General features: G+C 46.9%; 10 protein-coding genes. 4 read left to right on the top strand and 6 right to left on the bottom strand.

From position 1 onward, the window contains the following. Positions 1 to 158 precede the first annotated feature (158 nt). Positions 159 to 2,057: a biosynthetic arginine decarboxylase gene (gene speA / locus JS578_01825; protein ID QRX64023.1), complete on the bottom strand. Its 1,899-nt coding sequence runs from the start codon at positions 2,055 to 2,057 to the stop codon at positions 159 to 161. A 233-nt stretch (positions 2,058 to 2,290) separates the two neighbouring features. On the opposite strand from speA, the gene JS578_01820 reads away from it, so the two are divergent. Together JS578_01820 and JS578_01815 are read left to right on the top strand one after the other, a co-directional pair. Beyond that, entirely contained in the window at positions 2,291 to 3,559 is a 1,269-nt protein-coding gene (locus JS578_01820; protein QRX64022.1) for a serpin family protein, read from the top strand. Between the two features lie 647 nt (positions 3,560 to 4,206). Beyond that, positions 4,207 to 6,762, top strand: coding sequence for an adenosylcobalamin-dependent ribonucleoside-diphosphate reductase (locus JS578_01815; protein ID QRX64021.1), 2,556 nt, complete (start codon positions 4,207 to 4,209; stop codon positions 6,760 to 6,762). A gap of 273 nt (positions 6,763 to 7,035) precedes the next feature. Here the strand turns inward: JS578_01815 and JS578_01810 are convergent, their stop codons facing one another. The 5 genes from JS578_01810 to JS578_01790 form a co-directional block, all read right to left on the bottom strand. Continuing rightward, entirely contained in the window at positions 7,036 to 7,419 is a 384-nt protein-coding gene (locus JS578_01810) for a hypothetical protein (protein ID QRX64020.1), read from the bottom strand. Positions 7,420 to 7,545: 126 nt separating this feature from the next. After that, on the bottom strand, positions 7,546 to 7,812 hold the full coding sequence (locus JS578_01805; protein ID QRX64019.1) for a hypothetical protein: 267 nt from the start codon (positions 7,810 to 7,812) through the stop codon (positions 7,546 to 7,548). 79 nt (positions 7,813 to 7,891) lie between these two features. Then, positions 7,892 to 10,516: a TonB-dependent receptor gene (locus JS578_01800; GenBank protein QRX64018.1), complete on the bottom strand. Its 2,625-nt coding sequence runs from the start codon at positions 10,514 to 10,516 to the stop codon at positions 7,892 to 7,894. Positions 10,517 to 10,526: 10 nt separating this feature from the next. Then, positions 10,527 to 11,366 (bottom strand): GLPGLI family protein, encoded by an 840-nt coding sequence (locus tag JS578_01795; GenBank protein ID QRX64017.1) that lies wholly within the window; start codon positions 11,364 to 11,366, stop codon positions 10,527 to 10,529. Positions 11,367 to 11,453: 87 nt separating this feature from the next. After that, entirely contained in the window at positions 11,454 to 11,630 is a 177-nt protein-coding gene (locus tag JS578_01790) for a hypothetical protein (protein QRX64016.1), read from the bottom strand. Positions 11,631 to 12,537: 907 nt separating this feature from the next. Between JS578_01790 and JS578_01785 the strand changes: the two genes are divergently transcribed. Then, positions 12,538 to 13,146 (top strand): YigZ family protein, encoded by a 609-nt coding sequence (locus tag JS578_01785; GenBank protein QRX64015.1) that lies wholly within the window; start codon positions 12,538 to 12,540, stop codon positions 13,144 to 13,146. 165 nt (positions 13,147 to 13,311) lie between these two features. Further along, positions 13,312 to 15,810 carry a type I DNA topoisomerase gene (gene topA / locus JS578_01780; GenBank protein ID QRX64014.1) on the top strand — a complete coding sequence of 833 codons (2,499 nt, stop codon included), beginning with the start codon at positions 13,312 to 13,314 and terminating at the stop codon, positions 15,808 to 15,810. The last annotated feature ends 11 nt before the right edge of the window (positions 15,811 to 15,821 follow it).

The raw sequence follows: 15,821 nt of genomic DNA, 5'->3' as shown, positions 1-15,821 counted from the left end.
GAGCGGATAAATATTCGCTCGTAATCAGCAAACGCTTTTGGGCATCTAACCCCAAACCAAGAACCTCAACCATGAACCATGAACAAAGAACTTCCCAACCTACTAACCTGCCAATCTACCAACCTGTCAACTTACGAACATACCAACCTATTAACGTTTTATTCGAGGTAGGTGTAACCGTAGAGTCCGGAGCGGTAGTTGGAGAGAAATTCTTTTCCTTCCTCCACTGAGATCCTGCCCTGCTTCACCGAGCTCATCACCCAGGTTTCCACAGTTCGTACCAACTTCTTGGCGTTGTATTGGGCATACTCCAGCACCTCGGCGACCGACTCGCCGTCGATCACTTGGTCAATCTTATATCCCGCTTCACTGGTGGAGACATGCACCACGTTGGTGTCTCCGAACAGGTTGTGCAGATCGCCCAGGATCTCCTGGTAGGCACCCACCAGGAAGACACCGATGTAATAGGGTTCATCCTTCTTGAGGGGGTGCACCGGCAGATAGGTGTTGCGGAAACCATCCTGCGAGGCGAAGTTGGCAATCTTACCGTCGGAGTCGCAGGTGATGTCCTGCAGCGTGGCAGTCTTGGCGGGTCGTTCATCCAGCCGGTGGATGGGGATGATCGGGAAGACCTGGTCGATGGCCCACGAGTCGGGAAGTGACTGGAAGAGCGAGAAGTTACAGAAATATTTGTCGGGGAGGAGGGTAGCCAGCTGGCGCAGCTCCTCAGGGGCATGCTTGGCCCGGTTGCTGGTGCTGTTAATCTCACGGGCGATGGAGAAATAGAGCTGTTCCACCTGTGCCCGTGTCTTCAGGTCGAGCATGCCGAGGCTAAAGAGGTCGAGCGATTCCTCCCGGATCTGCTGTGCATCGTGCCATGCCTCCAGCATGCGCGCCTGGGTGAGCGACTCCCAGATGTTGTAGAGCTCCTTCACCAGCTCATGGTCATCCTCCTGGATGTCCAGCTCCTCGGCCCACTCGGGGAGGGTGGCGGTCTCCAGCACCTCGAACACCAGTATGGAGTGGTGCGCCGTGAGGGCGCGACCCGACTCGGTGATGATGTTGGGGTGGGGAATCTCGTTCTTGTTGGCCGCGTCGACGAAGGTAAAGACCGAGTCGTTCACATACTCCTGGATGGAGTAGTTGATGCTGTTCTCGGTGAAGGAGGAACGGGTGCCGTCATAGTCGACCCCCAGTCCGCCGCCGATGTCCACGAACTCAATCTTGAAGCCCATGGCGTGCAGCTGCACGTAGAACTGCGCCGCCTCCCGCAGGGCGGTCTTGATGCGGCGTATCTTGGTGATCTGGCTGCCGATGTGGAAGTGAATCAGTCGGAAGCATTCGCTGAGGTTGTTTGCCTTGAGCACTTCCAGCGCTTCCAGCAGCTCGCTCGAGTTGAGACCGAACTTGCTGCCGTCGCCGCCCGACTCCTCCCACTTGCCGCTGCCACTGCTGGCCAGCTTCACGCGGATGCCGATGTTGGGCTTTACCTTGAGCCGCTTGGCGATTTTGATGGTCAGCTCCAGCTCGTTGAGCTTCTCCACCACGATGAAGACCTGCTTGCCCATCTTCTGTGCCAGCAGCGCTAGCTCGATGTAGCTCTCATCCTTGTATCCGTTGCAGATGATGAAGGAGTTTGTTTCGGTGTTGATGGCGAGCACGGCGTGCAGCTCAGGCTTGGAGCCGGCCTCCAGGCCTATGTTGAAGCGCTTGCCGCTGGAGACGATCTCCTCAACCACCTGGCGCATCTGATTCACCTTGATGGGATAGACGATGTAATGCTGTGCGGCATATTCATACTCTTTTGAGGCGATGGCAAAGCTGTTGGAGATCTTCTCAATCCGGTTGTCCAGGATCTGTGGGAAGCGCAGCAGCACGGGCGACGATACATCACGCAGGTAAAGCTCGCGCATCAGCTCACTGATGTCCACGCTGCCCCCCTCTTTCTTGTGAGGTGTCACCTGTACATGTCCCTTGTCGTTGATGGAGAAGTAACCGTTTCCCCAACCGTTGATGTTGTACAACTCTTCTGAATCTTCAATACGCCATTTTCTCATTTCGGCAAACCTTTTTTTTGATGGATAACTCTTGAACCTACAAAAATAAACATTAATTTGCTCATGTGAGAAGGTGGAGATGAAAATGAGCCGGAATTGTACTTTTTCTGAAGAAAATGGGAGATTATAACTTTTTTTAATGAGAGCGGTGCAACTTTTATACACCCTGCATCATCTTATCAGATGTGTGGACTACCGTTCCAATGAAGAAACATGACTAAATATTAGTATTTATGAATCGAAATATCACTTTACTGCTATCTGCGCTGTTGACCATTCTGCTTTTTGCTTCCTCTTCGTGCGATAAGAATGAAAAGTTGCCCGACAACGGAGAGCTCCCCGATCCCATTGAGATATCGCTCCGCGGCGAAGAGGTGGAAATGTTGGAGGCGGACCAGCAGTTTACATTCGATTTTTTTACCCGTGTTTATGACGCGGAGAAGATAGGTCAGGACCGTAACTTCATGATCTCTCCCCTTAGCCTGAGCATGGCGCTTGCCATGACCCGCAACGGTGCTGAAGGCGAGACGGAGGCTGCCATGACGGAGACACTGAAACTGACACCCTTTAACGATGAAGAGGCGATCAACAGTTACTACAGCAAGCTGCGTGAAGCGTTGCTGGCGACCGATCCCTCCACCAAACTCTCCATCGCCAACTCCATCTGGACCAACAAACATATCGTGATCAAGCCGGCCTTTGTCGCCGCCAACCGTGATTACTTCCATTCCACGGTGGAGGCTGTCGACTTCGCCGATCCCGCCACGGTGGGGCGCATCAACCAATGGGCTGCCGACAACACGCAGCAACTTATTGACCACGTGCTGGATGAAACCGACCCTATGGCTCTGATGTACCTGCTGAATGCCATCTACTTCAAGGGGATCTGGACTTCTCAGTTCGACAAGAAGCAGACCCAAAAAGCATCCTTCACCTATGAGGAAGGACGTGTGAAGCAGGTGGACATGATGCAGCAGAAGGCAGAGTTCAATTATTCCGAAAATGAGACGATGCAGATGGTGGAGCTGCCCTACGGCAACCAGGCCTTCAGCATGCTGGTGCTGCTGCCCAAAGCCGGAAAGAAACTGACTGACATCAATCACATGCTGCGCGAGGGTTCCGCCTGGAGCACCCTGAACAGTGGCCTGAGAAGGGCAACGGTGAACCTGCACCTGCCACGCTTCAAGACCGAATACAACATCCGTCTGAACGACCTGCTGACCGATATGGGTATGGGGGTTGCCTTCGCACCCGGTCAGGCAGATTTTTCCCGCATGTCGGATCTGGAGGCTTTCATCTCATTCGTCGATCAGTTCACCTACATCAGCACCGACGAGGAGGGCACTGAGGCGGCAGCCGTCACGGTTGTAGGGGTAGAATTGACCTCTGTCGGGCCATCACGGGAAGTTACCTTTCATGCCAATCGTCCCTTCATCTACCTGATCCGGGAACACTCCACCGGTGCCATCCTCTTTATGGGCGCGGTCAAAAATTTTGATTGAGGGTTCTTGTTCATCCATTTTTTTTCGTAAAACTCCTACATTTCCTACATTTCCTACATTTCATTCATCTCGTTCATGCAGTTGAGTGGGATAAAGCAATAACTCTTTGCTGGTTTTTCGCCTGTTTTGGGAAGCTCATCCTGTATTCTAAGTTAATTGCACCCTTATACCCACTCCAATAATTATTGGAGTGGGTATAAGGGTGCAATAAGGGTACAATAAGGCTAGAGGCTCCCATTACCCTGCCATGTCATGTCATGGAGTTGCACAAAAAGGCGACAAAAATCGGGACAATACAGTACCCGCCGGTCGTCACGACCGGCGGGTACTGTGTTATTTGTCTTGCAATAACTGTGATGGAATGAGCCGGTTTATCTAATTGAAAAACAGTAGAGTTTGACAAAGTGGAAAACTTTTTGTCGTATATAGAAAATTAAAACACAGAAAATCAAATAGATAAAAAATAAAGTGGAAAACTTTTTGAATTGTTGATAAATAAACGTGGAATAATTTTGCAAAGTTGTAATGTTTCTGTAAACTTGCATAACCAAACTGATGCCGTTGACAATTTTGTCCGAATCTGTTGTGAAATTGGGAAAGCATAAACATCATCATATTACAGTATACATTCAAAAATCAACCAGCTGATGAAAAAAAAGAGATACACTTTCGACGAAGCTTACCAGGCCTCGTTGGAATATTTTAAGGGCGATGAGCTAGCCGCCAAGGTATGGGTGAGCAAGTACGCGCTGAAAGACAGCCAGGGGGAGATCTACGAGAAGACCCCTGCTGATATGCACCACCGCCTGGCGAGTGAGGTGGCACGCATCGAACAGAAATACGCCAATCCACTGAGTGAGCAGGAGCTGTTCGACCTGTTCGACCGTTTCCAATATATCATTCCGCAGGGGAGCCCCATGACCGGCATCGGTAACGACTTCCAGGTGGCATCACTCTCCAACTGCTTCGTGATTGGGATGGATGGCAATGCCGACTCCTACGGAGCGATCATCCGTGTGGATGAGGAGCAGGTGCAGCTCATGAAGCGCCGCGGCGGGGTGGGGCATGACCTCTCGCACATCCGCCCCAAGGGATCGCCTGTGAAGAACTCGGCCCTCACCTCCACGGGGCTGGTACCCTTCATGGAGCGTTACTCCAACTCCACACGTGAGGTTGCACAGGATGGTCGCCGCGGGGCACTGATGCTCAGCGTCTCGATCAAGCACCCCGACTCGGAGAACTTTATCGATGCCAAGCTGGAGCAGGGGAAGGTGACCGGTGCCAACATCTCGGTGAAGATCGATGATGACTTCATGGAGGCGGCTGCCACAGGCAAGCCTTATTTGCAGAAGTACCCCATCGATGCCGACAAGCCGAAATACGAGAAGACCATTGACGCGAAGGGATTGTGGGACAAGATCATCCACAACGCCTGGCGATCTGCCGAGCCGGGGGTACTCTTCTGGGATACAATCATCCGTGAATCGGTGCCCGACTGTTATGCCGACCTGGGCTTCAAGACCGTCTCTACCAACCCCTGCGGTGAGATTCCGCTCTGTCCCTACGACAGCTGCCGCCTGCTTGCAATCAACCTCTACTCCTACGTGGTGAATCCCTTCCGTGAAGATGCCCGGTTCGATTTCGAGCTTTTTGGCAAGCATGTGCAGCTGGCACAGCGCATCATGGATGACATCATCGACCTGGAGTCGGAGAAGATTGAACTGATCCTGAACAAGATCGATTCCGATCCCGAGTCGGAAGAGGTAAAAACATCAGAACGCAACCTCTGGCTGAAGATAAGGAAAAAGACCCTGCAAGGACGCCGTACCGGCGTGGGCATCACTGCCGAGGGGGATATGCTGGCTGCACTGGGCATTCGTTACGGCAGCGACGAGGGGAACGATTTCTCGGAGCAGGTGCATCGCGCCGTGGCGCTCAACGCCTACCGTTCGTCGGTGGAGATGGCCCGCGAAAGGGGGGCCTTCGAGATCTTCGATGCTGAAAGGGAGAAAAACAATCCTTTCATACTTCGCCTGAAAGAGGCAGACAATCAGCTGTATGAAGACATGATGAAGTATGGCAGACGCAACATCGCCTGTCTCACCATCGCCCCCACCGGCACCACCAGCCTGATGTCGCAGACCACCTCCGGCATCGAGCCGGTCTTCCTGCCGGTCTACACGCGCCGTCGCAAGGTGAACCCCAGCGACAAGGATGTGAAGATAGATTTCGTGGATGTGAACGGCGACTCCTGGGAGGAGTACACCGTGTTCCACCACAAGTTTGTCACCTGGATGGAAGCAAACGGTTACTCCACCACCAGGCGCTACAGCAAGCAGGAGGTGGAGGAGATGGTGGAGAAGTCGCCCTACTACAAGGCCACCTCGAACGATGTGGACTGGCTGCAGAAGGTGCAGATGCAGGGACGGGTGCAGAAGTGGGTGGACCACTCCATCAGCGTCACCATCAACCTGCCTGCCGATGTGACGGAAGAGCTGGTGGGCGAGCTCTACATGGAAGCCTGGAAGAGCGGCTGCAAGGGATGTACCGTATACCGTGACGGCTCTCGCGCCGGGGTGCTGATCGCGAACGACAAGGAGGAGAAAGAGGAGAAGGGCAAGGAGAAGGATGACGACTGTTACGAGATGCCCCAGATCGTCACCTCGCGACCCATCGAACTTGAGGCCGATGTGATCAAGTTCCAGAATAACAAGGAGAAGTGGATCGCCTTCATCGGATTGCTCAACGGCCGTCCCTATGAGATCTTTACCGGTATCAACGACGAGGATGATGGCATCATGATCCCTAAGAATGTCACCACCGGCAAGATCATCAAGGCTTACGACAACGACGGAAGGAAGCATTACGACTTCCAGTTCCAGAACCGGCGGGGCTACAAGGTGACCATCGAGGGGCTGGACGGAAAGTTCAACCCGGAGTTCTGGAATTATGCCAAACTGATCTCAGGAGTGTTGCGCTACGGCATGCCCATCGACCAGGTGATCAAGCTGGTGTCGGGTCTTGAGCTGGACAGCGAGACCATCAACACCTGGAAGAACGGTGTGGAGCGGGCACTGAAAAAATATCTGCCCAACGAAACCGAAGCCAAGGGACAGAAGTGCCCCGTTTGCGGGCACGAGTCGCTGGTCTACGAGGAGGGGTGTCTGAAATGCCGCAACTGCGGTGCTTCCAAGTGCGGGTAAAATCTTCATGATTCACTTATAGAGCGGTGAAAAGATCAATTCTGTTCCTTAAAAGAGGAAACCGATAATTCAAAAAGGGGGTGTCGATCGAAACCCCCTTTTTGGTTCACCACTGTCTTCTTTTCTCGGTGATACGCTACACCGCCAGCACCCTCATCAGGACACACTTAAAATGATGTTATCCCAGAAAATAACAGTGAAAATGGTCGAATTTGATATCTCCGCTCTATCGACATCATGTCTGTATAAGAAAGAAAACAAAACTTTTTTTATTCAATAGATTTTGCGCTGATAGGCGAAAACTCCATTTCGAAGAACGTGGAACCCGGGCATACGTTTAATGATGTCGCCAAGTGTGATGTCGTTTTCTTTAGCAAATGAGGATGCAAGATAGCGTGTAGTATCTCCCACACCCGATATCCTGGCTGATTTTATCAACACTTCATTCAATTGGATTGACTCCTCAACCAAAAGAAAAGAATAATCGGTTTTATTCTCGTCCAGCAGTATTGTTTGCGTTGCGTATCCCATCAAGCGGGCACGAATAAAGTGTGCATTTGCCATATCCACGTTTTTCAGGAAGAAATTACCTGAATTATCTGTTATGGCATAGGTAATCACATCACTTTCATCTTCAGAGGTGATTGTGATTACCACGCTCGACAAATTGCCCGCATCATCCCTAACCTATCCTTTTATATCCATAGTTTGCGATTTTAAAGAAGTAGATAACAGCATAAAAAAACAAAAAGAGGTCGGTAATACGTCTCATAACCAACTTGTTTAAAAATCTCTTTCCAAGAAATTATATCTCGCACCACCGCTCGCCGGTATAAAGTCCGATTCATTTTTTTTGGGTGAATTTGCCTCCAAATATCGAACCCAGCCAATATTGGATGCTTTGGCGTTGGTGCGCAAAAAGGTTATCCGGTCGGTACGGGTATATTTTCGGGCGCCGTATTCAATATATTCTATGGGTTCTCTGGTATTTTCCAGGCCGCTTATTTCAAAAGTGTAATGCCCTTTGGTGTCTTGGATGCTCATTATCAATCCGGGGAGCCCTGAAAATTTCCATGGACCGGCGTTCCCTACAATCGAAACAGGTGTGAAACTATTACCGATAAAGAACTTAGAAGTTTAAATTCATTTTTATCATAATCTCCCGGGGTCTCATGGTACGTGTAATGCGCGATTTATAGAAATCTACGACATTCTCAAAAACATAATGCGTCTGGTTTGTTAAATTTCTTATTTCCAAGCTGATATCCATCTTTTTAAATCTATATAAAACATTAAAATTAGCGAAATAGTAATTTACCTTTTTCGTGCGAAAAAGGTCCTGTTTTATACCAACTTGTATATTGGTGCAAGGAAAAAAGTAAGTGGATAGCGAGTGTTGAAAATAGGATGTTGAAAAATTATTATTTCCTGTATCGTTCCCTGCAAGCATATTATTGATATATCTCAGTTCATATTCATTATTGAACCATTTTCGGGGTTGTATTGTCACACCTAAATTTATCGAATAGGATTTACTGGAAAAATCAGTTTGCCGGTTTTGTACTATATATGTATACTCACTTTCTTTATAAAACCCATTCAAAAAGAGTTTCGTGTTCCACCAGCCAAACATTTTAGATCCACTTATTCCCAGTATGGGAGAATAAATATTATTTTTCGTGAACAGTGACTCGTTTTGTTGGAAAAGGTCATCTATAAAGAATGTTTTATTTATTAAATGACGTTTCATGATGGAATACCCTGCTGACCCTTCCATGAAAAAACCTTTTACAGGGTTTCTGTATATCAAAGATAATACATATTTATGAGAAAGACTTTGTGTTGGTTTTCCGGTGAAAGAGTTCAGGATCCTATAATTGATAAATATTGTTTGAGGATATAATGTTCGAATGTCTGCAATATTATCCGTCACTTGTCCCTTTAAGGATAGCGTCAACCAATTAGAGGGATAATATTTTAACCCGGCAGAAGGAAGAAAATGAACGAAAGTGTACCCGTTTTGCAACGAATCCTTATTTTGTATCGTTACAGATGAATGTTTTAGTAATAAATTGAAGTAATAATCCAACTTATCGGATTTGTATCCCATTTGCGTCTCAACATATGAAGTGATATTTTTGAAAGCCGCATCGTTTTCATGATCCAGGATATCTATTAATGCCGGTGGATGTGAGAGAGAGTTTAACCTCTGGGAGGTAAAATCAACTCCTATATTATTTTTTATCTGATATTTGTTAAGTTGAAAGGTATATGATACCTGATTGGAAGTAGTCATATTTTTTAATGCATATTCTTGTGTATAAGGATGCGTTTTAGATGCATCTCCTATCTGAAACGATGCAAAGTGTGATAAAGTAGCGAGCTGAGTAAGTGAGGTCGCTTCCAGACGTCCTTTTTTTCGAGGAATAACTATCCTAAAATCGTTTCGCAACAATTGTTGAGGTAGATTATATTTTTCTTCAATGTCATATTGATGTGTAACAATTCGATTGTGTTGTTCAGCCCAAATGATATTGGAAGACAATTTATTACTCAAATAAAAGTTGTCAGCATTGTGGGTGTAAGAAAGCTCACCCTCCAGCTTGTTTTGGTAACTATTACTCTTTTTTAATTCCTGAATAATCAATGTAGAATCAACATCCAGAACAGCCGACACTTCCGAATCCAACTGTTGCCTTTCTTTGTTTTTCAAGTAACTGATTTGATATCTTAAATTTTTGTCTTCAGAAAGCTTCCAGATCTGGTTGGATGTGATAAGGTGCGAGGCATTCAATTGATATTTTTTCTTATCCATAGGGAGAGAGGATATCATGCTCGGTTGAAACAGTCCTCTCTCCACTTTTGGCATTCGTGCATCTATGATAATCTCGGAAATAGTTGCCGGAGAAGATAGCTCGGATGCTATATCCTCTCCGGTGCTGTTGTTTTTATACATGCTTAGATTTTGAGCACTTTTCCCAAAAGACATAGCCATGAGCCTATTGTCCCAAAGGGTAAGTGGCAGCCCAACACCAAAATCAACCGAGAATAGCCATCGCTGTTTTGCCCCTTCATTAAGCACCAAATTTATCGCCGCCTGTTCACCAAATGTTTTACCCCTCAGGCTCTTTACCGGTTCATGCTGTTGCAATACCTGCACATATTCCACGTAATCAGCTTTTAAATTATTGGAGGCGAGTTTATATTTTTCATCAAGCAAGTCTACACCTTCAATATAAAATTTGTTGATGGGCTCTCCCTGATAATAAATAGTACCTTCATCTGTGACCCGGATACCCGGCATGTTGCGTAAAACATCGGCGATACTCCTATCTTGAGCCATTTTAAACCGGGCCACGTTATAGATTAGCGTATCTCCCTGCTCCTTTATGGGGTGCGATATTATTTCTACTTCCGGCAATGGTATTTCCGTGGGTGTTAATTCAATAATGGTATTTGATTTAAAGATACGTAACAGGTTCTTTTGCTCCATGTAGCCAAGATAAGAGAATACGATGCTATGCCCATCCACAATGCTTTTCTTATTCAATTCAATGCTAAAAGTCCCATTTTCATCAGAATAAACATAATCTATTATTGCATCGTTTAAGTCAAGAATATAGACGGATGCCCCGCTAATCCCTATTTTAGTGTTAGAATCAATAATCCGTCCTTCAATATTAACTGTTTGGGACAAACATACATTCAGAAAGGATAAACAGAAAAGGAGGAGTAGCACCCAATATTTAGGCATAGATAAAATATTATTTACTTAACTCTATTGGTAGATAGGCATCTGATCGAATACCTTCCTTGCTTCTCTCCCCCGGCGTAGAAATGCCTTCAATTTTAACGCCAAGACTTTGGGCTATAAAATTGAGAGGATCTGTTACGAAGGAATATTGAATTTTAAGAAAATCTTTTTTCGATATTTTGTGGAACCCTTTAACGTCGTATATGATATCTTCAGGAGTCAATAGTTTTTCAAATCCTGTAGCTTCAAAAACATAATGATTATTTGTATCGTGTAACTTCAGGATTAGGCCTGGTAAACCTCTAAATTTATAGGGTCCATACTTAATTGGGATTTCAGTTGTAAACCAAGCTTCGTAATTTCGACCCATGTAAGTACAGGTGGCTTTCTGGCAATTATATTTCAAGATCAATTTCTTTTCAGATGTGATAGTCCATTGGATGGGCAATAAATCTTCTTCGTAATAATAGTTGTTTCTTCGTCCAACCAGTTCATCCTGGTACGTTATCTTTCCATTTGGATAATTCGTATACACTTTGTAGTTATTCACTCCTTTGGGAGATTCTTTAATCTTGTTCATATCGAAAGTCCCGCTTTCCTGCATTTTTCTTTTATATGCATCCTTTTCTTTTTTCCGCGAACTGTAAAAAACAACCGAGTTTTCACCTATATCCAAATTCATGAAGTCTGTAGTGAAATAATTCGCATCAAGCGTATCTTTCAATGTTGTATTTTTGTATTGGCATCGGTATACCGCTTTATCAATTACCGTTTGAGAGAAAACTCTTTGAGACATCAGATTTGTCACAACCAATACAGCAATAACAAGATAAAATTTTTTTTCATGCATAACAAGATAAATTTTAATTTTACAATTTAACTTAAAGCAGAAGGACAAGATCCAGATATACGGATCTTATCCTTCTTTCTTATAAACTTATGGGCAAAGACTTTCCAATGCATCTACCGTCTCTATTACATCTTCCATAGTTTCACATCCTATTACGTTATAGGTTGCACCACATGAAGTTGTAACATAAAATGCATTTGCAGCAAAAGCAATTAATGATAATGCTGCAATCAGAATCGTTTTCTTTATATTAAACTTTTTCATACATTATATGATATTATACTTTATAAATGATGGAATAATATTCTATTTTAATACAGTTAAAACTGCACCACCATAATTGTTACTATTCTTCACTTTCGGAGGCATCCGGAAAATTAACTATACCCAAACCCGTGGGTGTTTGAATTTACCGTGTTTTTGTTATCTTTGCAGCGCCTTTCTTTGTTAGTTTAGTGATACTTCCTGTGAGCTTGCTTTCATTTTGGTAGTTTTCGCTTTCCTGGCGAGGGAAGGCTTTTTTTAGCTGTCAATCTTTTTGGATTTCAAGCATTTAGTTGGCGGGTTCTGAGTCCGCTTTTTCTTGTTACTTTTTTTCATTGATAAAACTTACCGTTAATCATATCCTTCATGATTAGTTCTTGCTCAAAATATCACAAATATTTTGAGTGATACATTTGATCAAACGCGATAAAGAGCACTTTGAAATAGACTTGCTGCAAAATTTACGAAGTATTGCGCCATTCTCCCTTTCCATGGAATTGAGCATTGAGATATTAGATGAAGGAGAGGGGTATATGTTTTTTTAAAAGTTAGGAGGCAAATCCAATCTTTTTTTGGAGGTTTTCTAACAATGCCTCGTGATGTGTAGTCCATTGCTTTGAAATTAAAAGTATAAGAATAGAATAAAAAAAAATTGAAAGTATTCTACAAACATATTAAACAGAACGGTATATCATATCAATATTAATATAATAAATAATAATAAAGATTAAATATTGAATATATGTCTTAAATATGTAATTATTGTGTCCGTTTTGTTTATTTCATCACATACAAAAATTAGGCGATAAAATGATTATACCAAATGTTTTACCGAATGAAGGGTTGTTGTATCAGTTTTTTGTGAAGATCTCAGAACCTTTCCAACCCTTTTTACTAATTTTGGGGTATGGAGGATAGTTACAAAACCATTGAATATCCGGCAGAGGGGTATCTCACCGAGAAGAAGAGCAAGTTTATCTCGCACATTGTTCCGGTGAAGAGCGCTGAGGAGGTGAAGGAGATCGTTGAGGAGCATCGCAAGAAATATTACGATGCACGCCATGTCTGCTGGGCTTACATGCTGGGGTGGGAGCGGGATGAGTTTCGTGCTAACGACGACGGCGAGCCGTCAGGTACGGCCGGTAAGCCGATTCTGGGGCAGATCAATTCGGCAGAACTGACCGATGTGCTGATCCTGGTGGTGCGTTATTTTGGTGGTACGCTGCTGGGCACCGGTGGATTGATTAGGGCATACAAGGAGGCGGCAACTGATGCAATAGCCAATGCAGTGATCGTGGAGAAAACAGTGGATGATCTTATAACACTCTCATTTGAATATCCGTTGCTGAATGATGTGATGCGTGTGTTGAAACAGTTTGACTCGGTCCGATGGACACAGGATTTCAGGGAGAGCTGCCGTATGGATCTTTCCATTCGCCTGTCACTCTCCGCCCGTTTGCGGGAACAACTCTCCCTACTGCACGGGGTGGAGGTTTCATCACCTGAGCAGGGATAGAACAAACTGTGGAACAACAGCAATATAGGTGTGGTCTGATCCATCAAAAAGCCTTAATAAACAAGGAAATTATAAAAAAAAGTGTTGTTCCTGTGGCAAAATTACTACTTTTGCACCCGAAATGAGCAACCATTGCACATTGATATTGAAAGAAACAGCATCTGAATGGAAAAAAACCTGGTCATAGTAGAGTCACCCGCCAAAGCAAAAACAATCGAAAAGTTTCTCGGAAAGGATTTTCATGTGATGTCGAGCTACGGACACATCCGTGATCTGAAGAAAAAGGATTTCAGCATCGACATCGAGAACGGCTTCATACCCGTGTATGAGATTCCTGCCGACAAAAAGAAGGTGGTAACAGAGCTCAAGGCCGCGGCTAAGAAGGCCGAGACGGTATGGCTCGCCTCCGATGAGGACCGCGAGGGGGAGGCCATCTCATGGCATCTCTTCGATGCCCTGGAGCTGAAGGAGGAGCAGACCAAACGGATTGTTTTTCATGAGATCACCAAAAATGCCATCCAGGAAGCGATTCAGCATCCAAGGAAGATTGACCAGCACCTGGTGGATGCACAGCAGGCACGACGTGTGCTGGACCGCATCGTAGGCTTTGAACTCTCTCCGGTGCTCTGGCGCAAGATCAAGCCAGCCCTTTCGGCCGGTCGCGTGCAGTCGGTCGCGGTGCGGCTCATCGTGGAGCGGGAGCGTGAGATACAGCAGTTCACCTCTGAAGCTGCCTATCGTGTCGTAGCCCTCTTCACCAAGGAGGAGGAGGGGCAGCAGTACCAGATCCGAGCTGAGTACAACAAGCGTCTCAAGAGCAAGGAGGAGGCACTGGCCCTGCTAGAGCAGTTGAAAGCATCAACCTTCACCATCGATGAGGTGGTGACGAAGCCGGCGAAGAAAACGCCCGCAGCGCCCTTCACCACCTCCACCCTGCAACAGGAGGCATCGCGCAAACTGGGCTTCTCGGTGGGACAGACCATGATGGTGGCCCAGCGGCTCTATGAAGCGGGTAAGATCACCTACATGCGTACCGACAGTGTCAACCTTTCAGGGCTTGCCATCGGTACAGCCAAGACCGAGATTCATGATCTTTACGGTGAAAAGTACCACAAGGTACGTCAATATACGACCAAGTCGAAGGGTGCCCAGGAGGCGCACGAGGCAATTCGACCCACTTACCTGAGTGAGCATGAGGTGTCGGGTACCTCCCAGGAGAAAAAGCTCTATGAGCTGATCTGGAAGCGTACCATCGCCTCTCAGATGGCAGATGCCGAGCTGGAGCGCACCACGGTAAACATCGGCATCTCCAATGCAGAGGGACGTTTCACGGCCAACGGTGAGGTGATCAAGTTCGATGGTTTCCTGCGTGTTTACCTCGAGGGTACCGACGATGAGAACGGCGAGAAGGAGGAGGGTATCCTGCCCCCGATGCATCAGGGTGAACAGCTTGAGATGACGGAGACCACCGCCACGGAGCGTTTCACACAACGACCGCCGCGCTATACCGAGGCTGCCCTGGTACGCAAGATGGAGGAGCTGGGCATCGGTCGTCCCTCTACCTATGCCCCTACCATCTCCACCATCGTCAACCGCGAGTATGTGGAGAAAGGGAGCGTGGAGGGGCAGGAGCGAAGCTACAATGTGCTCACCCTCAAAAAGGGGGCCATTAAGGACACGGTGAAAAAGGAGATTACCGGTGCCGACAAGAACAAGCTGGTGCCCACCGACATCGGGATGGTGGTGAACGACTTCCTGGTGGAGTACTTCCCCTCGGTGATCGACTACAACTTCACCGCGAAGGTGGAGAAGGAGTTCGACGAGATTGCCGAAGGAAAGGTGCAGTGGAACGAACAGATCGCTGCCTTCTACAAGCTGTTTCACCCTATCGTGGAGGAGACGGCACAGATGCGTATGGAACACAAGGCGGGAGAACGGGTACTGGGAACAGACCCCAAGACAGGTAAACAGGTGTCGGTGAAGATAGGGCGCTACGGTGCCATGGCTCAGATCGGCACGACCGACGACGAGGAGAAGCCGCAGTTTGCCTCCCTGCAGAAGACACAATCGATCGAGACCATCACCCTGGAGGAGACACTGAAGCTGTTTGAGCTGCCGCGCACCCTGGGTGCTTTCCGGGAAAAGGATGTGGTTGTAGGCGTGGGCCGTTTCGGACCCTATATCCGCCACAACAATAAGTTTGTCTCACTGCCCAAGGGTGTTGATCCGTTGGAGATTGAACTGGAAGAGGCGATCGTCTTGATTGAAGCCAAAGAGCAGAAAGACCGGGAGAAACTCATCCTCAGTTTTGAAGAGGAGCCTGATTTGCAGGTGCTTAACGGGCGGTACGGTCCTTACATCACCTATCAGAAGGGGAACTACAAGATTCCGAAAGGTGTGAAACCGGAGGAGCTGACCCTCGAGGAGTGCCGTACGATCATTGAGGAGGCCGACAAGGAAGGGAAGGCCACCGGCAGGGGGCGCAGGGGTGCTTCAGCAAAGAAAGCCGCCACGACAGCCGCGGCCGGCAAAAGCAGCGCTAAGAAAAGCAGTACAAAAAAGAGTAGTGCGAAAAAGAGCACCACCAAGAAGAGTACTGCAAAAAAGAGTACGACAGCCAAAGCAACTGCTGCCAAAAAAAGCGATAGCGCAAAAGGTGAATAGGTGTAACAGCA

The organism is Dysgonomonadaceae bacterium zrk40, assembly GCA_016916535.1.
Lineage (GTDB): Bacteria > Bacteroidota > Bacteroidia > Bacteroidales > Dysgonomonadaceae > Proteiniphilum.
The sequence above is the reverse complement of the archived record's forward strand: the minus strand, read 5'-3'. Positions and strand labels throughout refer to the sequence as shown.